General features: G+C 50.2%; 24 protein-coding genes. 7 read left to right on the top strand and 17 right to left on the bottom strand.

Annotated features, from left to right (window positions below):
- Positions 1-175: 175 nt before the first annotated feature.
- From fdnG to fdhE, 4 genes are read left to right on the top strand one after another with little or no spacing between them, the layout of a single operon-like run.
- Positions 176-3,226 (top strand): formate dehydrogenase-N subunit alpha, encoded by a 3,051-nt coding sequence (gene fdnG, locus ACJHWT_RS13745; RefSeq protein WP_077249483.1) that lies wholly within the window; start codon positions 176-178, stop codon positions 3,224-3,226.
- Between the two features lie 12 nt (positions 3,227-3,238).
- The gene (fdoH, locus tag ACJHWT_RS13750; protein WP_000331377.1) at positions 3,239-4,141 is read left to right on the top strand and encodes a formate dehydrogenase O subunit beta; all 903 of its coding nucleotides are present in this window, start codon (positions 3,239-3,241) and stop codon (positions 4,139-4,141) included.
- Positions 4,138-4,773 carry a formate dehydrogenase cytochrome b556 subunit gene (gene fdoI / locus ACJHWT_RS13755; protein ID WP_000829013.1) on the top strand — a complete coding sequence of 212 codons (636 nt, stop codon included), beginning with the start codon at positions 4,138-4,140 and terminating at the stop codon, positions 4,771-4,773. The genes fdoH and fdoI overlap by 4 nt, the downstream gene beginning before the upstream one ends.
- Positions 4,770-5,699 (top strand): formate dehydrogenase accessory protein FdhE, encoded by a 930-nt coding sequence (gene fdhE, locus ACJHWT_RS13760; protein WP_000027720.1) that lies wholly within the window; start codon positions 4,770-4,772, stop codon positions 5,697-5,699. Before fdoI ends, fdhE begins: the two co-directional genes overlap by 4 nt.
- Before the next feature lie 214 nt (positions 5,700-5,913).
- Here fdhE and ACJHWT_RS13765 read toward each other — a convergent pair whose 3' ends face one another.
- From ACJHWT_RS13765 to ACJHWT_RS13775, 3 genes are all read right to left on the bottom strand, one after another.
- Entirely contained in the window at positions 5,914-6,132 is a 219-nt protein-coding gene (locus tag ACJHWT_RS13765) for a CopG family transcriptional regulator (RefSeq protein WP_001295676.1), read from the bottom strand.
- A 604-nt stretch (positions 6,133-6,736) separates the two neighbouring features.
- Positions 6,737-7,027: a NadS family protein gene (nadS, locus tag ACJHWT_RS13770; RefSeq protein ID WP_000356397.1), complete on the bottom strand. Its 291-nt coding sequence runs from the start codon at positions 7,025-7,027 to the stop codon at positions 6,737-6,739.
- The gene (locus tag ACJHWT_RS13775; RefSeq protein WP_000897305.1) at positions 7,028-7,339 is read right to left on the bottom strand and encodes a hypothetical protein; all 312 of its coding nucleotides are present in this window, start codon (positions 7,337-7,339) and stop codon (positions 7,028-7,030) included.
- A 228-nt stretch (positions 7,340-7,567) separates the two neighbouring features.
- Between ACJHWT_RS13775 and ACJHWT_RS13780 the strand changes: the two genes are divergently transcribed.
- The gene (locus ACJHWT_RS13780; protein ID WP_001318161.1) at positions 7,568-8,476 is read left to right on the top strand and encodes an alpha/beta hydrolase; all 909 of its coding nucleotides are present in this window, start codon (positions 7,568-7,570) and stop codon (positions 8,474-8,476) included.
- A gap of 63 nt (positions 8,477-8,539) precedes the next feature.
- Here the strand turns inward: ACJHWT_RS13780 and fabY are convergent, their stop codons facing one another.
- The 10 genes from fabY to yihU form a co-directional block, all read right to left on the bottom strand.
- Positions 8,540-9,481, bottom strand: a complete 942-nt coding sequence (fabY, locus tag ACJHWT_RS13785; protein ID WP_001297068.1) for a fatty acid biosynthesis protein FabY — start codon at positions 9,479-9,481, stop codon at positions 8,540-8,542.
- Between the two features lie 44 nt (positions 9,482-9,525).
- Complete coding sequence (gene dtd, locus ACJHWT_RS13790) at positions 9,526-9,963, bottom strand: D-aminoacyl-tRNA deacylase (RefSeq protein WP_000560983.1); 438 nt, start codon at positions 9,961-9,963, stop codon at positions 9,526-9,528.
- Positions 9,960-10,832 (bottom strand): virulence factor BrkB family protein, encoded by an 873-nt coding sequence (locus ACJHWT_RS13795; protein ID WP_000920762.1) that lies wholly within the window; start codon positions 10,830-10,832, stop codon positions 9,960-9,962. The genes dtd and ACJHWT_RS13795 overlap by 4 nt, the downstream gene beginning before the upstream one ends.
- Positions 10,826-11,425, bottom strand: coding sequence for a glucose-1-phosphatase (gene yihX / locus ACJHWT_RS13800; RefSeq protein WP_001315111.1), 600 nt, complete (start codon positions 11,423-11,425; stop codon positions 10,826-10,828). The genes ACJHWT_RS13795 and yihX overlap by 7 nt, the downstream gene beginning before the upstream one ends.
- Before the next feature lie 140 nt (positions 11,426-11,565).
- Entirely contained in the window at positions 11,566-12,453 is an 888-nt protein-coding gene (locus ACJHWT_RS13805; RefSeq protein ID WP_001318160.1) for an aldose 1-epimerase, read from the bottom strand.
- Positions 12,443-13,792, bottom strand: coding sequence for an MFS transporter (locus ACJHWT_RS13810; protein WP_001291199.1), 1,350 nt, complete (start codon positions 13,790-13,792; stop codon positions 12,443-12,445). Before ACJHWT_RS13810 ends, ACJHWT_RS13805 begins: the two co-directional genes overlap by 11 nt.
- Positions 13,793-13,890: 98 nt before the next feature.
- Positions 13,891-15,324: an MFS transporter gene (locus tag ACJHWT_RS13815; RefSeq protein WP_000078443.1), complete on the bottom strand. Its 1,434-nt coding sequence runs from the start codon at positions 15,322-15,324 to the stop codon at positions 13,891-13,893.
- A 69-nt stretch (positions 15,325-15,393) separates the two neighbouring features.
- A complete protein-coding gene (locus ACJHWT_RS13820; RefSeq protein WP_000357981.1) occupies positions 15,394-16,404 on the bottom strand; it encodes a zinc-dependent alcohol dehydrogenase in 1,011 nt (336 codons plus the stop codon).
- 32 nt (positions 16,405-16,436) lie between these two features.
- A complete protein-coding gene (locus tag ACJHWT_RS13825; protein ID WP_000094544.1) occupies positions 16,437-17,324 on the bottom strand; it encodes an aldolase in 888 nt (295 codons plus the stop codon).
- Between the two features lie 24 nt (positions 17,325-17,348).
- A complete protein-coding gene (gene yihU, locus ACJHWT_RS13830) occupies positions 17,349-18,227 on the bottom strand; it encodes a sulfolactaldehyde 3-reductase (RefSeq protein ID WP_001318159.1) in 879 nt (292 codons plus the stop codon).
- A 172-nt stretch (positions 18,228-18,399) separates the two neighbouring features.
- Between yihU and ACJHWT_RS13835 the strand changes: the two genes are divergently transcribed.
- A complete protein-coding gene (locus ACJHWT_RS13835) occupies positions 18,400-19,296 on the top strand; it encodes a sugar kinase (protein ID WP_001318158.1) in 897 nt (298 codons plus the stop codon).
- A gap of 39 nt (positions 19,297-19,335) precedes the next feature.
- Complete coding sequence (locus ACJHWT_RS13840) at positions 19,336-20,124, top strand: DeoR/GlpR family DNA-binding transcription regulator (protein ID WP_000022286.1); 789 nt, start codon at positions 19,336-19,338, stop codon at positions 20,122-20,124.
- A gap of 59 nt (positions 20,125-20,183) precedes the next feature.
- Here the strand turns inward: ACJHWT_RS13840 and ACJHWT_RS13845 are convergent, their stop codons facing one another.
- The 4 genes from ACJHWT_RS13845 to typA all read right to left on the bottom strand — a co-directional run bounded on the left by ACJHWT_RS13845 (position 20,184) and on the right by typA (position 25,289).
- Positions 20,184-21,449 carry an MFS transporter gene (locus ACJHWT_RS13845; RefSeq protein WP_000956312.1) on the bottom strand — a complete coding sequence of 422 codons (1,266 nt, stop codon included), beginning with the start codon at positions 21,447-21,449 and terminating at the stop codon, positions 20,184-20,186.
- A gap of 101 nt (positions 21,450-21,550) precedes the next feature.
- Positions 21,551-22,531, bottom strand: a complete 981-nt coding sequence (locus ACJHWT_RS13850; protein WP_000256394.1) for a sugar phosphate isomerase/epimerase family protein — start codon at positions 22,529-22,531, stop codon at positions 21,551-21,553.
- A gap of 7 nt (positions 22,532-22,538) precedes the next feature.
- Positions 22,539-23,249 (bottom strand): GntR family transcriptional regulator, encoded by a 711-nt coding sequence (locus ACJHWT_RS13855; RefSeq protein ID WP_000829798.1) that lies wholly within the window; start codon positions 23,247-23,249, stop codon positions 22,539-22,541.
- Between the two features lie 216 nt (positions 23,250-23,465).
- Positions 23,466-25,289 carry a ribosome-dependent GTPase TypA gene (gene typA, locus ACJHWT_RS13860; RefSeq protein WP_000570668.1) on the bottom strand — a complete coding sequence of 608 codons (1,824 nt, stop codon included), beginning with the start codon at positions 25,287-25,289 and terminating at the stop codon, positions 23,466-23,468.
- Between the last annotated feature and the right edge of the window lie 371 nt (positions 25,290-25,660).

Below are 25,660 nucleotides of genomic sequence, written 5' to 3' on the forward strand. Positions count from 1 at the left end.
GAACACACACACCAACATTATGGTATTCTGTTACAAACCCTTCCTGGATGGAGGGAAATTGAGCCAATTCTGGACCTTTGCGGCCCCTTCCGCAAAGAAAAATAACTCCCACTCCCTGTACACGCAGCAAGCGAATGTAAATGGGACGTGACAATGTCGAAACAAGGAGCAATCCATGCAGGTCAGCAGAAGGCAGTTCTTTAAGATCTGCGCTGGCGGTATGGCAGGCACCACGGCAGCGGCACTGGGTTTTGCACCCAGCGTAGCACTCGCGGAAACCCGGCAGTATAAACTGCTGCGCACCCGCGAAACCCGTAATACCTGCACCTATTGTTCCGTAGGCTGTGGGCTGTTGATGTACAGCCTCGGTGACGGAGCAAAAAACGCCAAAGCATCTATCTTCCATATCGAAGGTGACCCGGATCACCCGGTCAACCGCGGTGCACTTTGTCCGAAAGGCGCTGGCCTGGTGGATTTCATCCACTCCGAAAGCCGTCTGAAGTTTCCGGAATACCGTGCGCCAGGTTCTGATAAATGGCAGCAAATCAGTTGGGAAGAGGCGTTTGATCGCATCGCCAAACTGATGAAAGAAGACCGCGATGCTAACTACATTGCGCAAAACGCCGAAGGCGTGACCGTTAACCGCTGGCTCTCCACCGGGATGCTGTGTGCTTCCGCGTCGAGTAACGAAACCGGCTATTTAACGCAAAAATTCTCCCGCGCGCTGGGTATGCTCGCGGTCGACAACCAGGCGCGTGTCTGACACGGACCAACGGTAGCAAGTCTTGCTCCAACATTTGGTCGCGGTGCGATGACCAACCACTGGGTCGACATCAAGAACGCCAACCTCGTCGTGGTGATGGGCGGTAACGCCGCTGAAGCTCACCCGGTCGGGTTCCGCTGGGCGATGGAAGCCAAAATTCACAATGGCGCGAAGCTGATTGTGATCGATCCTCGCTTTACGCGTACGGCGGCGGTAGCTGACTACTATGCCCCTATTCGTTCCGGTACTGACATTGCTTTCCTGTCAGGCGTATTGCTGTACCTGCTGAACAATGAAAAATTCAACCGCGAATACACCGAAGCCTATACCAACGCCAGCCTGATCGTGCGTGAGGATTACGGCTTTGAAGATGGCCTGTTCACCGGCTATGACGCGGAAAAACGTAAGTACGATAAATCCTCCTGGACTTACGAACTGGACGAAAACGGCTTCGCCAAACGCGATACTACCCTGCAACATCCACGTTGCGTGTGGAACTTGCTGAAACAGCACGTTTCCCGCTACACGCCAGATGTGGTTGAAAACATCTGTGGTACGCCAAAAGACGCATTCCTGAAAGTCTGCGAATACATCGCTGAGACCAGTGCTCACGATAAAACTGCCTCGTTCCTTTACGCGCTCGGCTGGACGCAACACTCCATTGGTGCGCAAAACATTCGTACGATGGCGATGATCCAGTTGCTGCTCGGCAATATGGGGATGGCTGGCGGCGGCGTTAACGCCCTGCGCGGTCACTCCAATATTCAGGGGCTGACCGACCTGGGGCTGCTGTCGCAGAGTCTGCCAGGTTACATGACGTTGCCAAGCGAGAAGCAGACCGATCTGCAAACTTACCTCGCTGCCAACACGCCAAAACCACTGCTGGAAGGCCAGGTCAACTACTGGGGCAACTACCCGAAATTCTTCGTCTCAATGATGAAGGCATTCTTTGGTGATAAAGCGACGGCGGAAAATAGCTGGGGCTTTGACTGGTTGCCGAAGTGGGATAAAGGCTACGACGTCCTGCAATACTTCGAGATGATGAAAGAAGGCAAGGTCAATGGCTATATCTGCCAGGGCTTTAACCCTGTTGCCTCATTCCCGAACAAAAACAAAGTGATCGGTTGTCTGTCGAAACTGAAGTTCCTCGTCACCATCGACCCGCTGAACACTGAAACCTCTAACTTCTGGCAGAACCACGGTGAGCTGAACGAAGTTGACTCGTCGAAGATCCAGACCGAAGTGTTCCGTCTGCCATCGACTTGCTTCGCAGAAGAGAACGGTTCAATCGTTAACTCCGGTCGCTGGTTACAGTGGCACTGGAAAGGTGCGGACGCCCCAGGGATTGCGCTGACTGATGGCGAGATCCTCTCCGGTATCTTCCTGCGCTTGCGCAAGATGTATGCCGAACAGGGTGGCGCAAACCCGGACCAGGTGCTGAATATGACCTGGAACTACGCCATTCCGCATGAGCCGAAGTCGGAAGAAGTGGCGATGGAGAGCAACGGTAAGGCGCTGGCCGATATTACCGATCCGGCAACCGGTGCGGTTATCGTCAAGAAAGGCCAACAACTTAGCTCGTTCGCCCAACTGCGCGATGACGGTACGACCTCCTGTGGCTGCTGGATTTTCGCCGGTAGCTGGACGCCAGAAGGTAACCAGATGGCGCGTCGTGATAACGCCGATCCGTCTGGCCTCGGTAACACGCTGGGCTGGGCATGGGCATGGCCGCTTAACCGCCGCATTCTGTATAACCGCGCCTCCGCAGATCCGCAGGGTAACCCATGGGATCCGAAGCGTCAGTTGCTGAAATGGGACGGCACTAAGTGGACCGGCTGGGATATTCCGGACTACAGCGCAGCGCCTCCGGGCAGCGGCGTAGGGCCGTTTATCATGCAGCAGGAAGGCATGGGACGTCTGTTTGCCCTCGATAAGATGGCGGAAGGTCCGTTCCCGGAACACTACGAGCCGTTTGAAACGCCGCTGGGAACTAACCCGCTGCATCCAAACGTTATCTCGAACCCGGCTGCGCGTATCTTTAAAGACGACGCCGAAGCATTGGGTAAAGCCGATAAGTTCCCGTATGTCGGAACCACCTATCGTCTGACCGAGCACTTCCACTACTGGACCAAACACGCGCTGTTGAATGCGATTTTGCAACCAGAGCAGTTTGTGGAAATCGGGGAGTCGCTGGCGAATAAACTTGGCATTGCCCAGGGCGATACTGTGAAAGTCTCCTCCAACCGTGGCTATATCAAAGCCAAAGCGGTGGTGACCAAACGTATTCGCACGCTGAAAGCGAACGGCAAAGATATCGATACCATCGGTATTCCGATTCACTGGGGCTATGAAGGCGTTGCGAAAAAAGGCTTTATTGCCAATACGTTAACGCCATTCGTGGGTGATGCGAACACGCAGACGCCGGAGTTTAAGTCCTTCCTTGTGAATGTGGAAAAGGTGTAACGGAGACGACATATGGCTTATCAATCTCAAGATATCATTCGTCGTTCCGCGACTAACGGTCTGACCCCCGCGCCTCAGGCGCGGGACTTCCAGGAAGAAGTGGCGAAACTCATCGACGTCACCACCTGTATCGGCTGTAAAGCCTGTCAGGTGGCGTGTTCAGAGTGGAACGACATTCGCGATACCGTCGGCAATAACATTGGGGTGTACGACAACCCCAATGATTTAAGTGCCAAATCGTGGACGGTGATGCGATTCTCGGAAGTGGAGCAGAACGACAAACTGGAATGGCTGATCCGCAAAGACGGCTGTATGCACTGTTCCGATCCAGGCTGCCTGAAAGCGTGCCCGGCGGAAGGAGCAATTATTCAGTATGCCAACGGTATCGTCGACTTCCAGTCCGAGCAGTGCATCGGCTGCGGTTATTGCATTGCGGGCTGTCCGTTCGACATTCCGCGCCTCAACCCGGAAGACAACCGCGTCTACAAATGTACGCTGTGCGTTGACCGCGTGGTGGTTGGGCAAGAACCGGCCTGCGTGAAGACCTGCCCAACGGGCGCGATTCACTTCGGTACGAAAGAGTCGATGAAAACGCTGGCGAGCGAGCGCGTGGCGGAGCTGAAAACTCGCGGTTACGACAATGCGGGTCTGTACGACCCGGCAGGCGTCGGTGGTACACATGTTATGTACGTGCTGCACCATGCTGACAAGCCAAATCTGTATCATGGCTTGCCGGAGAACCCGGAAATCAGCGAAACCGTGAAATTCTGGAAAGGCATCTGGAAACCGCTCGCGGCTGTTGGCTTTGCGGCTACCTTTGCGGCCAGTATCTTCCACTACGTGGGTGTCGGTCCGAACCGTGCGGATGAGGAAGAGAATAATCTGCACGAAGAGAAAGACGAGGAGCGCAAATGAAACGACGTGACACCATCGTGCGCTACACCGCGCCGGAACGTATCAACCACTGGATCACCGCCTTCTGCTTCATCCTGGCGGCGGTGAGCGGGCTGGGCTTTTTGTTCCCGTCCTTCAACTGGTTGATGCAAATCATGGGCACACCGCAGCTGGCGCGCATTCTGCACCCGTTTGTCGGCGTGGTTATGTTTGCCTCGTTCATCATCATGTTTTTCCGTTACTGGCATCACAACCTAATCAATCGGGATGATATCTTTTGGGCGAAGAATATTCGTAAGATCGTCGTCAACGAGGAAGTAGGTGACACCGGGCGTTATAACTTCGGTCAGAAATGCGTTTTCTGGGCGGCGATTATTTTCCTGGTTCTGCTGCTGGTGAGCGGCGTGATTATCTGGCGTCCTTATTTTGCGCCTGCTTTCTCAATCCCGGTGATCCGATTCGCGTTAATGCTGCATTCATTTGCCGCAGTGGCGTTAATTGTGGTTATCATGGTGCATATCTACGCCGCCCTTTGGGTGAAAGGCACGATTACCGCCATGGTGGAAGGATGGGTTACCAGCGCCTGGGCGAAGAAACATCACCCGCGCTGGTACCGTGAGGTCCGCAAGACAACGGAAAAGAAAGCTGAATGAGTATTCGCATAATCCCGCAAGATGAGCTGGGTTCGAGCGAGAAACGTACGGCGGATATGATTCCGCCGTTATTGTTCCCTCGGCTCAAGAATTTATACAACCGCCGCGCCGAGCGTCTGCGCGAGCTGGCAGAAAATAATCCGCTGGGTGATTACCTGCGCTTTGCTGCGCTTATCGCCCACGCCCAGGAAGTGGTGCTGTACGACCATCCGCTGGAGATGGATCTGACCACGCGCATTAAAGAAGCCAGCGCACAAGGCAAGCCCCCGCTGGATATTCACGTTCTGCCGCGTGATAAGCACTGGCAAAAGCTGCTGATGGCGCTGATTGCTGAGCTGAAACCTGAAATGAGCGGCCCGGCGCTGGCAGTGATTGAGAATCTGGAGAAGGCATCGACTCAGGAGCTGGAAGATATGGCCAGCGCACTGTTTGCCTCTGATTTCTCGTCCGTCAGCAGCGATAAAGCGCCGTTTATCTGGGCTGCGCTGTCGCTCTACTGGGCGCAGATGGCTAATCTGATCCCCGGCAAAGCCCGCGCTGAATACGGCGAACAACGTCAATATTGCCCGGTATGTGGCTCTATGCCGGTGTCCAGCATGGTGCAAATTGGCACCACTCAGGGTCTGCGTTACCTGCATTGCAACCTGTGTGAAACCGAATGGCACGTGGTGCGCGTAAAATGCAGCAACTGCGAGCAGAGCGGCAAACTGCATTACTGGTCGCTGGATGACGAACAGGCCGCGATTAAAGCCGAAAGCTGCGATGACTGTGGCACTTACCTGAAGATTCTTTATCAGGAAAAAGAACCGAAAGTTGAAGCCGTGGCAGATGACCTCGCCTCTCTGGTACTGGACGCGCGAATGGAGCAAGAAGGCTACGCCCGCAGTTCCATCAACCCGTTCCTGTTCCCGGGTGAAGGGGAGTAATCTCTGACGTTTTCCGGGTGGCGCTGGTCGCCCGGATTACAGCTCATAGGGTGTGACGACACCTGCTATTCCCGCAAAATCTCTCGTATTTTGCGAGGCGTTTTCCAGATATGATGTAACAGTTACAGTTATTATAAGTTCAAGTAAAACAGTCTTGTATTAATACCAGAATAAGGGCATCTGGTTTTTATATTCAAGAATAATAAATTTTTTGTCATTCCTTATGCTCCTTACACTGATCATCAACACCAACTACCTCCCCCTTTTGCCTGCCTCCCTTTGCTTTACGCACCGGGAATTGCTGACGTTCCAGATATTGCTCTACCGCTTCGCGTAAAATTGCAGATCGTGAAACCTTACGCCAGCCCCTAAGCTTGTTCAGCCGTTTAATTGCCTCTTCTGATAAATGAAGAAAAACCGTATTCATCGCCATTACCAATACCTTACATATATTACTCATTAATGTATGTGCGAAAATTACGCCGGAAAATTAATTAACGAAAGCGGATTTTTGCATGTTGTTTTGTTTTTGCGAGGCGTTTTCCAGAAATAATAAGTCCGTTGCAGTTGTTTCATTTGTTACTCAAAAATGGTTTAGTTATCGCCCAAAATGAATTATAGGTGCTATGAATATATTATATACAGGGATGTTTATTTTTTGATTGGATCTTTATTTGCATAATCTGAATGGTGTAGCCGAAAAATGTCAGCATCCTAACAGCACCCGGATTTAAGGTGAAATTAATCATCCATCACAGACCGGTCAGTACTGCTACCAACCGGTCTTAACTTGCTCATCGTTATAATTTTGTTGGTAACAGTTCGGGAAACAAGGAATTCCTTCCGGAACACCCCTGACATCATCCGATAGCATTGACGTCAATCATCGGCGCGACGATGAGTTTTTTTAATCGCATCATAGGGTGGCAACGGTCAGCACGATTACGGGTCATAGCAAAACTCCTGAGCAGGTGGCACTACGCCGCTTTCACAGGAGTTCTGAATGCTGGTGCTTTCTGTATGGCATAACCATGCCTCTAACGGTTAAGTGCTTGCAGCACATGTTGCGGATCATTGGCAATCGCTCGCAGCAAAGCCTTTGCAGGCCCGGTCGGTGAACGTCGCCCCTGCTCCCAGTTACGCAACGTGTCTACGCTTACAGAAATAAGATCGGCAAATTTAGATTGTGACAACCCTGAAGCGCGGCGTATTTCTTTGATTTTCATAGCATCAACTTCAAAAGTCCGCGAAGGCTGTCGCGTTCCTTCAATAATTTCATTCATCTGGGCCATGCTGTGAGTCAACCGCTCAAAAAGTGCCTTATCCATTTACCACCTCGTATTTAACAACCGGAGCATTGCTTTTTCCTGGGGAGACAGATCATCTTTAATACCCTTACGATAAATAAGCAGTAATCTGATCTCATAATGTTTAACCTGATGAAAGTAAATAACCCTGACACCAGCACGTTTCCCCTTTCCTCCTGACACCCATCGAACCTTTCTTAACCCACCAGTTTCAGGTATTACCTCACCATAGTCAGGATTCAAGGCCAGGAAAAACTGAAAACGACTGAATTCATCGTCGGTCAGCAGTTTTTGAACATCTTCAGTAAAAATTTCCGTTTCGATGAAGAGCATAATTATACGCCATTGGCTTAGAGTAACAATCCTTTTTGTACGTCATTGACGTACCCTTGAAACCACTAGCTTACTGATAGTGCTCCAGCAAAACCACGTCTCTGCCGGGTTTGTCTTTACATTTGCGAGGCGCTTTCCAGATTTTTCACGCCCGTGAATTTCCCTGTATCCATCCAGTAAAAACGGGTGTATAAAACTGTACATTCATACAGCAAAATGAGTTCTACTATGGCACTGGAAAAAGGAATTGCAGAGTTAGTCGAAGAGTTTATCGCTGCGGGTCGCCCCTCATCGCGTCAACAAAGTATTGCGCAGCGCAGGGAGGGCTATATCGCCAGCGCTGTCCTTGCGGGTGAGACAGAAACGCGGGTAGATATTCAGACTATCGAACTTGAAGCGATGACCTTACGAATAGTGTCACCGCTGAATGCCCCGACATTACTCCCGACGATAATTTATTACTACGGTGGCTGTTTTGTTAGCGGCGGGTTCGCAACTCACGACAACCAGCTGCGCCAGTTAGCCTATTACGGGCAATGTCGGGTTATTGCCGTCCAGTATCGGCTGGCACCGGAACATACTTTCCCCGCCGCCCATGATGATGCGCAACGAGGTGCAGAATTAGTCTGGCAACACGCCGAACGACTCGGCGTTGATAAACAACGGATAACTCTTGCCGGTGACAGTGCGGGCGGACATCTGGCGCTGGTAACAGCTTTGCGATTAAAGCGTGCTGGCGAGTGGCAACCGGCACAACTCATCTTAATTTATCCCATGCTTGATGCGACTGCGCATTTCGAAAGCTACATACGCAATGGTCACGATTACATCATCACACGCGACACTTTACTGAGCGGCTTTGAGATGTACCTGCCAGGCATTGAACGCAGGCATCCTGAAGCCAGCCCTCTTTGGCGCGATGATTTCAATGGCTTGCCACCTGTACATATCATTACCGCTGAATACGACCCACTTTGCGATGAAGGTGAAGCGTTGTATCACCGCATGACAGGGCAAGGAGTGCAATGCACCTGCCAACGCTACCTTGGCGTTATCCACGGATTTTTTCAGTTAGGTGGTATCAGTGAGGCTGCGCGATCGGCGCTACGGGATGTTGCCTGGAGAGCGGGAAGGTAACTCCGGACCAGGGCCCAGAAAAGGTTTTCAGATTGAAAACCTTTTCAGTCAAGTAAAACGCCCCTACTCTTCTTCGTTCCCACCCTCTTCATACGGGCCAAATGGCTTCGCGGGCAGAACGATATACGTGCCTTCAAACACTGCACCCGGCGTCTCGTCGCCAAAGATTTCTACTTGCATCTGCACCCGTGCTTTTCGTCCGCGCGCCAGACGGTCGAGATCGCCGCTTAAGGCACCAAGGTCGGCTACCGCATGAGGTTTGCCGCTAATCGGCTTGCTATAGCGGATATGCGCATCCGCCAGAATAATCGTTCCGCCGAGGTGGCGTTCGCGCAGCATCAGCCAGATAAGCCCCCAACCGGTGAGCGTTGCCAGCGAGAATAAACTCCCGGCAAACAGCGTGTGATGCGGATTCTGATTGCCTGTTTCCGGCATGGTGGTGATAAATTTTTGCCCGGTATATTGCTGAATGCGCACGCCCATTTTTTCACTCAGCGGGATGTGTTCATACCACGCCTGTTGCAGCTGCGCGCACCAGTCGCCGCGATGCAAAATATCATCCAGAGTGGCAACGGGTTTAATCATCAAAAAATGGCGAATCGGCGTGGTGGTTGGCGTGGTGATTTCTCCCTGATTAACAAACCCCAGCTTGGCGAAAAACTCCACCGCGTCTTCGCGGGCGCTACAGGTCACGCGCTTAACACCTTCCTGACGCGCCACAGATTCGAGGGTCATCGCCATCAGCGTTCCTAACCCTTTGTCCTGCACGTCGGGATGAACGGCCATAAAGCGAATGGACGCTTCATTGTCGGCATTAATATACAGTCGGCCTACCGCCACCAGATTACCCTGCTCGTCGACGACCATCTGGTGATGCGCCATCGCATCCCACGCGTCGCGTTCCGAACCTTTCGGTTGATGCAGGGGCTTACGCAACATTTCCCAGCGAAACTGATAGTAACGCTCTAATTCTTCTTCTGTTTGTGGAACCCGAAGGTGATACATAGCGATACTCTCTCTTGTTTCCCGTGACAACCCTGGAAGCTGGCTCATACCTGCAACCAGAATGTCACGGGGCCATCATTGACCAGCGATACCTGCATATCCGCAGCGAAGCGTCCTGTTTGCGTGTTCATCTCTTGCTGACGGCAGCGTTCGACGAAATAGTCATATAACGCCTCTGCGCGATCCGGTGATGCGCCTTTGGAGAAACTTGGGCGCATCCCCCGTTCGGTATCTGCGGCGAGGGTAAACTGGGAAACCACCAGTACACTGCCGCCCGCCTGTTGCACGTTGAGATTCATCTTGCCTTCGGCATCGCTAAAGATGCGGTAGCCGAGCACACGCTCGCACAGACGGTTTGCTTTCTGTTCGTCGTCATCCTTTTCGACACCCAATAACACCAAAAGTCCCGCGCCAATTTCGCCCGTCACTTCTCCCTCCACGGTGACGCTGGCACGGGTTACGCGTTGAATTAATGCAATCATGGTTCGTCGTCTTCTTCTTGTTCAGCAGCTTGTTTTAATTTGCGGTATTCCCCGAGAGTGACAGTAATTTCCGCGCCAAGCAAGACGATACACCATGTCCAGTAGACCCAGACAAAGAGAATGGGGATCACCGCCAGCACGCCGTAAATGAGCTGATATGACGGGAACATGGTGATATAAAGCGCGAAACCTTTCTTTCCTGCTTCGAACAGGAGTGCAGCGACAAACGCGCCGACAATCGCGTCGCGGTTAGGTACGCGGATGGTAGGAACAATGCTGTACAGCAACCAGAAGGAGATCCACGACAACAGCAGCGGAAAAATACGCAGCACGTTGTCGATGACAGTATTGAGATCGCTCGCCCAGCGCAGGGAGAGCAGATAGGAACTGATCGCCAGACTGGCCCCTGCCAGCAGCGGCCCCAGCGTTAAAATCATCCAGTACACGGCAAACGAGTAAATTTTTGGTCGCGCTCGTTTACTGCGCCAGATGGTATTCAACGCGCTATCGATGGAGTACATCAACAATAACGCCGTGACGATCAGCCCGCACGCCCCGACGGCGGTCATTTTGTTGGAATTGGCAACAAATTGTTCGATATACCGCTGAATAACATCGCCAGTAGCAGGCAGAAAGTTGGCAAAAATAAAGTGACGCAACTGAATGCTGACGTCGGAAAACATGGGAAAAGCGGCGAAAAGCGCAAAAACAACGGCAACCAGCGGCACTAATGAGAGCAACGACACATAGGCAAGGTTACCTGCCAGGGTTGTCATGTTGTCCTCATCAATGCGTTGCCAGAGTAGTTTTAGCCAGGCCCATAGTGGACGGGTACGATGCCTGGCTTTGTCCTGAATGGTTTTTAGCATAACACCTTCGCGAAATAGTCCGGGATGGTGGTTTTATCTTTCACCAGAATACTGGTAATGCCTAGTTGATTAGCTCCTTCTATATTATCGGCGTTATCGTCGAAAAAGACCGTATCGCTGGGTGAAAAACCTTCCGCCTGCAAAACATGCTGGTAAATTCGTGCTTCGGGTTTGCGCATCCCCAGATCTTGCGACAGATAGATATGGTCAGCAGCATCACGAATTTCCGGATATTCTTCCGGCCAGAAGGTGGTATGCAGGCGGTTGGTATTGGAAAGCACCACCACGCGATGCCCCTGCTCACGCAGTTTATGCATGATGGCGATCACTTCCGGGCGCAGCGCGACAAACACCGCCTGCCAGCCGTGAGAGAACTGCTCGTAGCTTAGCGGCAGGGCCATCTCATGACACAGCGCCTCTGCGAACGCTTCGTCGCTAATTTCCCCACGCTCATGCTGATGAAACGCCTCGCCCATGTGGAAACTCTTCTTAAGCGTAGCCAGTGGAACACGCGTTAAATCGCTCCAGGCCCCCAGCACACGGTTAAAGTCGATATCAACAATCACATTACCTAAATCAAAGATATAGAGCATTTTTGCCTCCTTTCGCGCCACAAGAAATTAACTGTAGCGGGAAAGGATGGGTTTGGCTATGTGGCAATAAGGGTAATCTTGTGATGCTGATTGCGAAAAAGCAGAGTAATTTCACTGGCTTTTTCGCAATAGATGAATGGTTAAGATTCAGGTGTAAATTGCCAACGAGTTTCGATGACCAGCGGCTTATCTGGTGTCACAAATTCCGGCGTTAGATTTATTGCGTTAGGTGCCTGAGTCAGCGGGTTAATACAGGTGGCATCGGGCTGTTTATCAAATACCACCAGACTGTTTGCAGAAGAGGTCATGGTCATCGCGAGTTTACCAGGCCACAGTAACTTAACCTTCACCCCGTCATAAAAACCAAAACAGTCATCCCAGGGACCGACTTGAGGAGAGATACGATTTCCAGTTGGCAGTTCATCACTACCCGCTTCTTCTTGCCAGTCCGCATCAAAAAGCACCTGCAACGATTCTGTATTTTGCGGAGTCAGCTTTTTCGCAAACCACGGATGCCAGCCTGCGGAGGCCGGGAATGTATCGGCATATGAATGGACTTCCAGTTGCAAAACCAGCGCATCGTTCTCCAGCAAAAAAGTCTGAATCACTTCCCCTTGCCAGGGCCACGGTGAAGCCAGGGGCATACGTAAAGTCAGGGAATCTGCTGTTTTGTCGATGATTTCCCACGTTGAGTAACAAGCCATACCATGCAACGCATGTGGTGGTTTATTGGCGGGTAAAGAATAACATTGCCCACCAGCATTCAGCGTCGCACTCCCCAGTCGCCCTGCCCACGGCACCATTGGGAAACAGCCATACTGAAAAGCTCTGCGCTGCGGCTGCCATTGGCGTAATACTTCAGAACCAAATGCCTTTAACGAGGTTATCCTGGCACCATCATGCGGATAAATCTGCAGGTGAATATTGCCTTTTTCCAGCGTCACTAACTCTCCTACAGGCCCAGGCCATGGCGCGTCAAACGCCTGTTGTAGCGCCAGGTAATGCTCGTTTTTTCGTTCAGTTTTCATGAGATTGTTCCCTGATGTAGCGGTAAGAAGCGGTTTCTTGTTCATCGGTCGGCTCAATCAGCCAGACGCAAACAAAGGAAAGAACTGAGACAGCAAATAAAAACAGAGCGACATACCACGGTTTTCCTCCCCCTAGCGCCAGCAAACTTGAGGCGATAAGGGGGCTTAGTCCGCCAAGAATCGCGGAAAATTGATAAGCAAAAGAAAGGCCGGTATATCGTACTTTGGTACCGAACATGCGGGTGAAAAGTGTTGGCTGCACGGCAAACATCATCGTCGGACCTAAGTTGTAGCCGAGGATCATACTGCACCAGATGATGAGCGTACTTTTGCTATCCAGTAATAAGAAGAAAGGAAACGCGAACAGGACACAAAATCCTGCTCCCGACAAATACAGACTTTTTTGACCTATACGATCTGATAACCATCCAACCAATGGACAACTGAAAATACCGATCGCCGAGGCAATCAACATACCCGTCAGGGGAATATCTCGCGACAATGCTAATTGGCTGGAAATATAGACAATACCAAAGGCGTTAATAATATTAGAGGAGACACTTTCCGCCAGCCTCGCACCCAGTGCCAATAAAATATTTCGTGGATGTTTTTTGAATAATTCAATCAACGGAGGAACGGACTTTTCTTTATTATTCGTCGTTTTTTGCTTTTGAAAATCCAGCGTTTCTTCGGTATGCAGGCGGATAAACAGCCCAACGATCAACATCACCGCAGAAAGCCAAAACGGAATGCGCCATCCCCAGGAGAGAAACTGCTCCGAAGTAAGAAAATGGTTACAGAGAGCAAAAATACCGGTTGCCAGCATAATACCCACAGACGCAGCCGTTTGCGGGAGTGAACCTAAAAATCCGCGTCGGGATTCGGGCGCTGATTCTATGGTCATCAATGCCGCTCCGCCGTACTCGCCACCAAGACCAAAGCCCTGAATCAAACGCAGCACCATTAATACAAGCGGTGCCCAAATGCCAATTTCCTGATACGTCGGAATAAAACCAATCAAAAATGTAGAGCAACCGACAATAGCCAGCGTCCAGATAAGTGTTATTTTTCGCCCGATTTTATCGCCAAAATGACCAAAGACGATGCCACCTAAAGGACGAGTCAGAAAACCAACACCAAAGGTCGCAAAGGAAGCTATAAGACCTATAAAAGGATCGCTGTCTGGATAAAACAGCGGTGCAAATACCAGTCCTGCTGCCGTGCCAAAAATAAAGAAGTCATACCATTCCATTAACGCGCCTGCGAAACTGCCCATAACGACACGTCTCATGGCTTTACCGGAAAGCCCTTCACGCGGTGCGGGTAACTTTTCAGACATAATTTTCCTCTCCTGGTAGGCGAGAAATCTGGGATACGAACCACTAAACGTGGGCAGTTTGAATTAATGCGCATCGGCTTAAACCGATGCGCATTAAATTATTTCTTCAATTCAGCCAGAACCTCTGCGTCCTCAGCATCAACATTTGCACCCAGTGGTTCCCAATTAATCAATACACAGGTCAGGAATCCCAGGAATGGCACGATTGCCAACCAGTAAAACGCTTCAGTTTTCAACGCACCCCACAGCATCGGCCAGAAAATGAGTCCTGCAATTGCCCCTGTGCGCATAATAGCGCGGGCAAATCCGACCCCAGTAGGGCGAATAGCGGGAGGATAAGAGAGTGTGGCAATGGTCATGCCCAGCCCACCAGGACCCGCTGAATGGAAGAAAATAATTGATCCCAATAACCCTAAAGACAGCCAGGGATTAGTCGTTGCCAGTGCGCCTAACGACAGCAATGCTAAGGTCACAACAGCAAATCCATACATCGACTGTCGGCGAGTACCCAGTCGTTGGAGAATAAACGAGCCGATCATCCCACCTGTCACCCCACAAAGGGCATTCACGACGGCAGAACCGGTCAACGCGCCAGTAAGCCCGCCACTTATTATTCCCGCCAACGTAAGAGGAAGATAAACACCTACGGCGTTATATTGCCACGCCTGCATGGTTGCCACGACACAGCCAAGAATGGTGCGTTTGCGGTAACGATCATTAAATAAGATGCCATATCCACCACTGTATTTATTCTCTGCTTTTTCCGAGAATTTCGCTTCTGTTGTACCCGATGCCGCAACGCGAGCCTGAACACCATAACGTTTTCCCAGAATGTCGCACGCTTCCTGGTAACGCCCAACGCGTGCGGCCCACATTGCGGATTCACCAATAAAGAAGTAACGCAAAATCATGAAGATGACTGCAAAAATAGCTCCGATGAATATTCCGTAACGCCACAATTGTTCTTCAGCGATACCAGACAGAAGCAGCGGCAAAAGCACCAAATAAACAACGGTTGTCGAAACATACCAGGCCATTTGCCAGAGGTTGACCGACGTTCCGGTTTTCTTCGACGTTGAACCACGAAGCTCTGCCACGGCATTAGTTGCCAAAGGGAAGTCGATGCCTAAACCAAAGCCCATGATGACGCGGCACACCAGCACCCACCAGATACTGGGAGCAATAGCTACCGCTGCAGCACCGATGGTGCACAGCCCCATGCCAATAATAAATGCCCGCTTTTGCCCAAAGCGGTTTATTACTCGGTTCGCTAATAAACCGCCAATTAACGCGGCGATTAATACTGATGCATTGACGGTTGCAGCAAGACCCGGCGAAATGCCGAATTGAGCGGCAATGTATTTATTACCAAACCCCACCATCGCCGCCTGGTAGGCATCAATCAATATGCCGCCCAAAGCAATAAAAATAACGCCGATACTGGTGTTGATTGCAGAGTTCTTATTAACAATATCAATCACGTCCTGTGGCCGACTAATTGAATAAGTTGCAGTACTGGTGATTTGACTCATCGCAGTGTCCTTTTTAATTGTTGTAGGGTGGCGCTGACGTGACGCAGCGCCAGACAGAGATTTAGAAAATCATTCCGGCGCAAATTGCAGCATGACCTTTATGGAGTCATTTTGCTGCGCGCGTTCGAATGCCGCCGCTGCATCCTCAATGGCAAATAAATCGGTAACCAGTTCACTGGTATCAAACCGCCCATCCGCCAGCCATTCGATAACAGCATCGAAATCTTCAGGGATGTACATGCCAGAGTTGAGCAAGTCACGCTCGAAACGTTGCATCATCGGTAATGGTATTTCACGCGGCCCACTTGGTACGCCCATGCACACGACGGTGCCTCCGGCATATACACGGGTACATGCATCGTTAAGCGTGGCCTGCGCTGCAACGACATCAATCGCCCCCGTAAATCGCACATCTGCGGCCAGCTCACCTGGTGCCCAAACTTCTGCTGCGCCCAGTTTTAACGCCAGCGCGCGTTTGGCAGCGTCAGGTTCAATCACGGTAATCTTACCTGCCCCCATAATGCGCAGTGCCTGCACGATGGATAAGCCTATCGTTCCGGCACCAATCACCAGTACGCTTTCCAGAGAAGCTTTCGGCATTCGGTTAACGCAGTGACGAGCACAAGCCGCCGGTTCGGCAAAGGCCAACACTTTTAGCGGTAAAGAGGCTGGTGCGACATGGCAATTACGCGCAGGAACAATGTGTTGTGAGCGAGCAAAGCCCGGTGCGCGAAAACCAGCAACCTGCGGTGGTTCACAAAGATTAAAACGTCCTGCTTTGCAGGCTCGGCATTCCATGCAAGCCATGATGGGATCGACCACAACATGATCGCCCGGCTGTACATTTTTAACGTCGCTGCCCACTTCCGTAACGCGCGCTGCAATTTCATGACCGGGGACGACAGGCGGTTTGGCAAACGGATGACCGCCTTTCAGAACATGCAGATCCGAACCGCATATCCCGTAGAACACGGGCGCAATCCGTACTTCGTGCGGTTTAAGTTGCTGGTGTGGCACTTCAACATATTGAGTGGTGACTTTCCCAATATCTGAAAATAAAACCTGGGTAATTTTATCCATTGTTATTCTCCAGAATAGATATCCATAGGGGATTAGCGTTGCGCGATACCTTCATCGACAATTTCAGCCAGCCGTTGCAAGCGTGGAACGGAGACATCGCGCAGCATGGTTTGTGGATCTTGTGCACCAACAACCGACGCCCAAACCGCTCGTCCAGCCAGGAAGCCCGACGCACCACCTTTCATGGCAATACTTACTGCACGGCCAAAAATATCGGCATCAACGCCAGAAGAAAGAATTACCCACGGCATCTTCATCTGATCGTTAAGTTGCTGACAGGCGGCAAGTAAGGTTTTTTCATCGCCTTTGCCCCCTAATGGCATCTCGGCTTTGTAAAGATCAGCCTCTGTTCCACCAAGCTCTGCGGCGGCGGCAACAATGGCGCTTTCACGATCAAAGTCCCAACCGCGACGAGGTGGACGCACCACAGGTTCAATAATGCTAACCAGCCCGGCACTACGGCAGCGACGAACAAATTTATCAACCATTGCCAGACGTTCCTCTGCGGGTTCATCTTCACGCCAGAGTACAAGTAATTTCATTGCCTTAGCCCCCATTTCACGGGCTTTATGCGGGTCGACGGACATATCTATTTCAACGCTATCAACCGGGATGCCATTACCTGGGATAAAAAGATCGGCAGCGACAATCAGGCCGCAAGAATTAGCCACAGCGCCCTGCTCGACTATTTGTTCAAGACAAAATTGTTTATCCGCCAGAACGGCAGAAGCATAAGGAGAAAGGATTCGGGTCGCGGCAACTTTAAAATCGGTGAGTACACTGTCGGCGATGGGTTTTGGCTGCCCTGCTGCCGCAAACATCAGGCGCATGGCCTCACGCTGATCGACAGCTAACATGGCGAATCCACCACCTGGGCGGGAGATATCTTTCAGCGTAAATGGGGTGAAGTGGGATGACATAGAAACTCCTGTTAATAGATAAAATTAAAGACCAGCCTGCTGGCGAACCTGATTTAGCAGGGCGCTCCAGTCCTGCCGCCCTTTGCCGTCTTGACTTGCTGCGGCGTAATAACTTTCTGCTGCAATCCCCATATTGAGCGGCGCCCCCGTTTTCCGAGCGACGTCAACTGCAATACGCAGATCTTTCAATGCCAGGTCCACCATGAAGGCGGGAGAAAGATCGCCTTTCAGCACTTTGCCAGGCCAGGTGGTCGTAAAATGTCCTTTCCCTGCTGCCGTACCACTCATCACCTTAATTGCGACATCAAGATTTAATCCCAGTGACTCACATAACACAGCGGCTTCGGAGGACAGCGCATTAAGCGCAATGCTCATATAGTTGTTAATTAGCTTCACGCGGATCCCCATTCCTGGGCCGCCAGCCTCGACCAGCTCATTACCCATGCACATGAGAATCGGGCGTGCACGTGCAATCTGCTCATCAGTGCCACCCGCTAAAATCAGCAATGAGCCATCAATCGCATTCACGGACGTTCTGCCCACGGGAGCGTCCATCATACTGATGCCTTTTTCTTGTAACTCCCGTATTAATGCATCGGTCTGTAAGGGATGAATAGTCGACATATCAATCAATAACGCGTCAGATGAAACAGCCTCACAGACGCCTTTTTCCCCCAACAGAACCTGTCGAACAATGTCACCATTGGGAAGCATAGTGATGATAAATTCAGCGCCTGCTGCCGCTTCCGCTGGGGTTTGTGCCGCAGTGGCCCCCTGCGTAACTAGCGCATCGACGGCCTGTGCATTGACATCAAATACCTGCAATGAATGCCCTTTTTGCAATAGATTGTTAGCCATTGGGCTACCCATCTGCCCCAGCCCGAGAAATGCAATGGTTGCCATGAATACTCTCCTGTCTGACATTGACAAAATAATGACAATTGAAAATTCGTTTTCGTCTGTTTTTGAGCATATTTGTAATTTATGTTCAAAAACACGACACGCATCACTAATTTGATCATTTGTGTCATTTAAATTGAACAAAGACGACAAAATTAAACAGGACAAGACAAATATGACCAGAATTGCATGCGTGGGTATCACAGTTCAGGACAGAATTTATTCTTTGCCCACTCTGCCGGAGGGCGGCGGGAAATATCAGGCAAATCATTATCTTGAGATTGGTGGCGGCCCGGCAGCAACAGCCGCTGTTGCAATCGCAAAGCTTGGTGTGGAGGTTGATTTCATCGGTCGCGTCGGCGATGACAGTTGTGGAAATACCTTACTTGCAGAACTTGAGGGTTGGGGCGTCAATACCGCATTTTGCCGCCGATATCCTAACGCCCGTTCGTCGCAATCAGCGATCCTCGTTGATCAGCATGGCGAACGGATTATCGTTAATTATCCAAGTCCTGATCTCGGTACTGATGCCGAATGGTTAGAAGCGATCGATTTCTCTCGTTATGATCTGATTCTGGCCGATGTTCGCTGGCATAGCGGTACTGAAAAAGCATTCTCGCTAGCGTGCCTTGCGGGTGTGACAACGCTTTTAGACGCCGATATGACACCGCAGGATATATCTCCACTTGTCGCGCTTGCCGATCACGCCGTGTTCTCAACACCAGGGCTGAAACGCATGACTGGCCTGCAGTCACCTGAAGAAGGTTTGTTCCAGGCAACGACACAAACAGCAGGTAAAGTGTATGTTACGCTGGGTTCTGAAGGATCGTTGTGGATTGAAGATGGTCATTTGTGTCAACAGGAGGCATTTTCTGTCAATGTGGTTGATACCACTGGAGCAGGCGATGTTTTTCACGGCGCACTCGCGGTAGCGTTGGCAGAAAAAATGCCAACAAAAGAGGCTATTCGTTTTGCCAGTGCGGTTGCCGCGATGAAATGTACCCAGCCTGGCGGTCGGGCCGGCATTCCTAATCGTGAGCAAACCGAATCATTTTTGTCACTTTATGCGTAAAATGGTAAACATCTACCGAGGAGGGGCAAGGGAGTATTCATGAGTATCATCGAAGTGACAGGTAATCCACGCCATGACCAACTCGTTCATCTAATCGCAGAACGCGGTTATATGAATATTGAAGAACTGGCACAACTGCTGGATGTTTCAACGCAAACCGTGCGCCGGGATATCCGAAAACTCAGTGAGCAGGGCTTGATCACCCGTCATCATGGAGGGGCCGGGCGCGTCTCCAGCGTCATGAATACCGCTTTTGAGCAACGGGAACTTTCGCTCACCGCCGAGAAACGGGCGATCGCTGAGGCAGTCGCCGATTACCTTCCCGAACGCTGTACCGTCTTTATCACCATCGGTACAACCGTAGAAGCCGTTGCCAGGGCATTACTCAACCGGCGTGATTTACGCATTATCACTAACAGCCTACGTGTGGCACAGATCCTTTATAAGAATCAGGATATTGAAGTGATGGTGCCGGGAGGCACTTTACGCGCTCATAACGGCGGGATTATCGGCCCAGGAGCCGTGGATTTTATTGAAGGCTTCCGCGCAGATTATTTAATCACCAGTATAGGTGCCATTGAACATGACGGCACCCTGCTGGAATTTGATGTCAATGAAGCGTTAGTCGCGAGAACGATGATTAAACATGCGCGGAATACATTGTTAGTGGCCGATCATACGAAGTTTGCCGCGTCTGCTGCCGTTTCAATTGGCAATGCACGGAATGTCAGGGCTTTTTTTACTGATGCCCCGCCTCCCAATTCTTTCTGCCAGTTGTTAAGTGAAGAGAATGTTGAACTGGTGGTTGCCGAGCAAGAAGTATCCTGAAATTGAAATTTCGGTTGATACGGTTTTCGTTGGCCGGATTAAGCACATCCGGCCATTAATCAAGCTTCAGCCGCCAGCATCTCTTTCTTACGTTGGCTAATACGCTTAACCAGCATTACGGAAACCACCGCACCACAGAATGCGAAGCAGGCCATAATGCCAAACACAATTTTGTAGCCAATAATCCCCGGATTTAAATCCAGAATGTAGCCATACAGACTGAAGCAGAACATCGCCGGGGCGTAACCAATAAAGCTACCCAACGCCATCGCCGCGCCTGTTTTATTTTCAGCAATTTTTGCTTCGCCGATAGGTGCAAAAAATACGGCTCGCTGTGTAAAGACTATAGCGCCAAAGCCCAGCGTACATGCCATCCCTAAATAAACCGGCATACTTTCGTGCGGCAGCATAATCAACAGTACGAGCGCAGCGGTACTGATGATAAAGGTGTAGCATAGATATTTACTCGGCGATTTCAGGATCTTATCTGAAATCATGCCACCAATCGGTCCACCAATCATTTTCAGACAGTATTGGTTAATGATGCCGTAAGCCCCCACCAGCGCAACGGGCAATAGATAGATGTTTTTCAGGAATGGAATGAAGAATGTCAGGCCACAGTAAACCGCGTAAACGAAGAAGACGTTGAAAGCGATAAGCCAGATAGTTTTGTCTTTCAGCACCGAGGTCATACTGGTGTTTTTCGATGCTCCGTCTTCTTTTTTCACCTCAACGGACGGTGCCTCTTCTTTGTCATTCAGAACAAAGAAAATGATAATGCCTACGGCAATCACAATAAGGGAATAGAACCAGATGCCTGCTTTAAAACCCAATAAGCCACTGCCAAACCAGGTAAATACTGCCAACGCAGAAAATGCCACCACGGTATCGACAATGCCACGCCCTGTTTCGAAGAAGCCAAACAACCGACCTTGTTGTTCGCTATTGCCCAATCGACTTACCGACTTGAGCAAGACCGGCCAGTTCATCATGTCGCAAGTAACGCCAAATAGCGCCCAGACAAAGAGGATGCCCCAATACCCCGGCATTGTCGTCAAATAAACACCCAGTAATCCTGTCGCAATGAGTGAGAATGACATGGTGTATCTGCGCGGTAGTTTATCGGCAAAATAAATAGACAGAAAAAAGCCCACTGTGGTGACAAATGAGTTTACCGACATAGCATTACCAATTTGACCATTGGTCAAATGGAAATATTCCTGCATCGGGATATAAAACGCATCTTTCAGAGACGGTAATTTATAAATTGTACCGCCACACAATGTTAATAGACTAAATAACGCCCATTTCTTTTTCGTGAGCATAACATCCCCTAAGCGATTTTTAAAATCACTGTTTTAAAGGCAATAAGATACCGACCATTCATATGGAATGGTTTTATTAACAGCGTATGAGTTAAAACTTATTAGTTGTTCAGAAGATGGTTTGCCTCTTGTTTGATTTGTTGTAGTACATTACGCACATGATTTATCTGATTAATTGCATCTTCTTTTTCTTTACGTAACCGCGCATCCAATAAATGATTTTCTGGTAGGGGTGTTTCACTCATCTGGCGATAAGGGATCCACGGATTATCATCTTCGTCTTCAAAGCGGAACGCCGGCGCATAGTAATCAACCTCTTCTTCCAGGCCATATGCCGTCACCTGCGGCTCATCATCACCCAGGCAGATAAGGTGCGTTAATAACGCTTTGAACGGCATATCACCCTGACCTGAAATACAGGCTTTATGACCCAGGCCACCCTCTTCTTTAACGATCAAGGCATCTTTGATATGGACCTGGGTAATATGCGGTGCCATCGTTTTTAAAGCGTCGATGGGATGCTCATTTGCATTGATCATGTTCGCAAAATCAAACAGTAAGGAAAGAGATTCCATCTCACTTTCTTTGACCAGCGACACCAGCTCATGGCTTTTTAAATCTTCATGCTGTTCGATCGTAAAAGTCAGGCCGCTGTCCTGATACGTTTCCCGTACATAGGCAATGTCGTTAGCGATGATCGATAATACGTCGCGCAAATTACCTTCATAACGTGGATAAAAACGTACGGACGATGCCCCAGTTTTCAACGCAATGGCGACGGCTTCGTCAATAGATGCCTTATCTGAAGCGCTGGTTTCAATATGAATATCAAGGTTCAGACGGCGGGCTTTATCCCCAAAGGCAGAGAGTTCTTTATCGTCCATATTACCAAGAGAAAAACGCTCGCCATCCAGAACATGGATTTTGACGCCACGTAGATTATTTTCACTTGCGATATCAAGTAAATCAGCAGGCAACACTCTTTCCAGCCGCATATTTAAATGAAAGGCATAAGCATGTAAATAAAGAGGAAGAGTGTCGACACGTTGTAGAATCTTTCTTGCGTTATTTATTGTCACCATAAAACACCTACAGATTAATGATGAGGTCTACGGCCTCAAATCGCCAATATTCAATATCTATCTGGACAATATTGCCTTGCTGGTCGGCGCGATGCTTTTCAATTAAGATCGCTGGCATACCCGCAGAACCGCCAAGATACTTGCTGATATCGCCCGGCATTCTGACGGGTTTGAAAATCAATTTTTTTACTACCGTCTCTTTTTGGTAGCACTTTTCCCAGACTGCAGAAAATGAGTGGTTTTCAAGTTGTTCAATAAAACCCGGAGCAACTTCAGGATTAATATATGTTTCGTGATAGAAAACTTTATGTCCTTCCAGCGCCCCCCAGCCGGTGATGCGATAGAGTTCAGTTGATGGTGTCACTGCAATCAGTGGCGCGAGCGTCTCGGGAATATCGCTGGTACGGTTTTTCTCGGTAAACCCCCAGGAAGGCTCTCGTCCTTGCTCAATTGCGGCCCGCTGAAAGCTCGCTGACAGCTCCGGACTGTAATTAAATCGCGGCTGGGTCACGAACCACCCCTTACGATCCTTACGGAAGATTTTGGATTCTGCCTCGAGGTTCAACAACGCCTGGCGCAGCGTCATACGTTTAATGCCCAGCAGTTCTCCCAGCTCTCTTTCTGAAGGGAGTTTTCCACCCGGCGTGGTGATGCCATCTTTCAACCACCGATCCAGTTTCTCTTTTGCATTTTCTACGGTGGATTGATTCTCCGCCATTGTTTAATCCTTTTGGTTTAAACCAGATGAGGCATCTTACGCTTACGCCAAAAAAGAAAGCAATTAACGGCGTATGACTTTGCAGATAATTGTGACAAAGCTCTCTATTGACGTAATCACAGACTTATAAGGGAGATACTCGCATTGGTGTGCGCTCACGACAGGTAAAAAAAAACCTGCCAGCGATGGCAGGTTTTTTATGACTGAAAAGCGAAATTAATCGTCTTTCGGTGCGCGGTTGGCGCGACGACGATCGTTTTCCGTCAGGTGACGTTTACGAATACGGATAGAGGTCGGAGTCACTTCTACCAGTTCGTCATCATCGATGAACTCCAGAGCTTGTTCCAGAGTCATGCGGATAGGCGGAACCAGAACAACGGCTTCGTCAGTACCGGAAGCACGCATGTTGGTCAGTTTCTTACCGGTCAGGCAGTTTACAGTCAGGTCGTTAGAGCGGCTGTGAATACCGATAATCTGACCTTCGTAAACTTCAGCACCGTGACCGAGGAACAGCTTACCGCGATCCTGCAGACCGAACAGCGCGAACGCTACCGCTTTACCCTGACCGTTAGAGATCAGTACACCGTTCTGACGCTGACCCACTTCGCCCGGACGTACGTCGTCGTAGTGGCTGAAGGTGGAGTACAGCAGACCAGTACCGGAAGTCATGGTCATGAACTCAGAACGGAAGCCAATCAGACCACGGCTTGGGATCACGTAGTCGAGACGTACGCGGCCTTTACCGTCTGGATTCATGTTTTTCAGGTCGCCTTTACGTTCGCCCAGCGCCTGCATCACAGAACCCTGATGCTGTTCTTCAACGTCCAGCGTCACGTTTTCATACGGCTCTTGTTTACGACCGTCGATTTCACGGAAGATTACTTTCGGACGGGATACCGCCAGTTCGAAACCTTCACGACGCATGTTTTCGATAAGAACAGACAGGTGCAGTTCGCCACGACCAGAAACGCGGAACGCATCGGCGTCTTCGGTTTCTTCTACGCGCAGCGCAACGTTGTGTACCAGTTCTTTGTTCAGACGATCCAGGATCTGACGAGACGTTACGAACTTACCTTCTTTACCGCAGAACGGCGAGGTGTTAACGCAGAAGAACATAGAAACGGTCGGCTCATCAACGGAGAGTGCCGGCAGCGCTTCAACGTTTTGCGTGTCGCAAACGGTGTCAGAAATGTTCAGTTCGCCCAGGCCCGTGATCGCAACGATATCGCCAGCTTCAGCCAGATCGGTTTCGATACGTTCCAGACCGAGGTGGCCCAGCACTTTACCGACTTTCGCGTTGCGGGTTTTGCCTTCGCTATCGATGATAGTAACCTGCTGGTTCGGCTTCACTTTACCGCGCTTGATGCGGCCAATGCCGATAACGCCAACATAGCTGTTGTAATCGAGCTGAGAAATCTGCATCTGGAACGGACCGTCAAGGTCAACGTCCGGCGCAGGAACGTGGTCAACAATCGCCTGATACAGCGGGGTCATGTCTTCCGCCATATCTTCGTGGTCCAGACCCGCGATACCGTTCAGCGCAGAAGCGTAAACGATCGGGAAGTCCAGCTGCTCGTCGGTCGCGTCGAGGTTAACGAACAGATCGAATACCTGATCCACAACCCAATCAGGACGCGCGCCAGGGCGGTCAACTTTGTTGATAACAACAATCGGCTTCAGGCCGTAAGCAAACGCTTTTTTGGTTACGAAGCGCGTTTGCGGCATCGGGCCGTCAAATGCGTCAACCACCAGCAGCACTGAGTCTACCATGGACATTACACGTTCAACTTCACCACCGAAGTCGGCGTGCCCCGGGGTATCAACGATGTTGATACGGTAATCATTCCATTTGATAGCGGTGTTTTTCGCGAGGATGGTAATCCCACGCTCTTTCTCCAAATCGTTGGAGTCCATCACGCGCTCTTGGGTTTCGGCACGAGAGTCGAACGTACCGGATTGTTGGAGCAGCTTGTCTACCAGGGTGGTTTTACCATGGTCTACGTGCGCGATGATGGCGATATTACGCAATTTTTCGATCACAACTTTGCCTCAGGCATTAGAAATAGCGCGTTATTGTACACGGATTAATCGCACTACAAAACAGGATCACAAACATCCTCCGCAAACAAGTATTGCAGAGTCCCTTTGTGATCGCTTTCACGGAGCATAAAAAGGGTTATCCAAAGGTCATTGCACCAATATGGTGCTTAATGTTTCCATTGAAGCACTATATTGGTGCAACATTCACATCATGGTGCAGCCCTTTTGCACGATGTTAAGCATGATAACGCCTTTTAGGGGCAATTTAAAAGTTGGCACAGTTTTCGCTTTATCTTTTTTACGGCGACACGGCCAAAATAATTGCAGATTTCGTTACCACGACGACCATGACCAATCCAGGAGAGTTAAAG

The organism is Escherichia sp. WS338, from assembly GCF_046486405.1.
GTDB lineage: Bacteria > Pseudomonadota > Gammaproteobacteria > Enterobacterales > Enterobacteriaceae > Escherichia > Escherichia coli.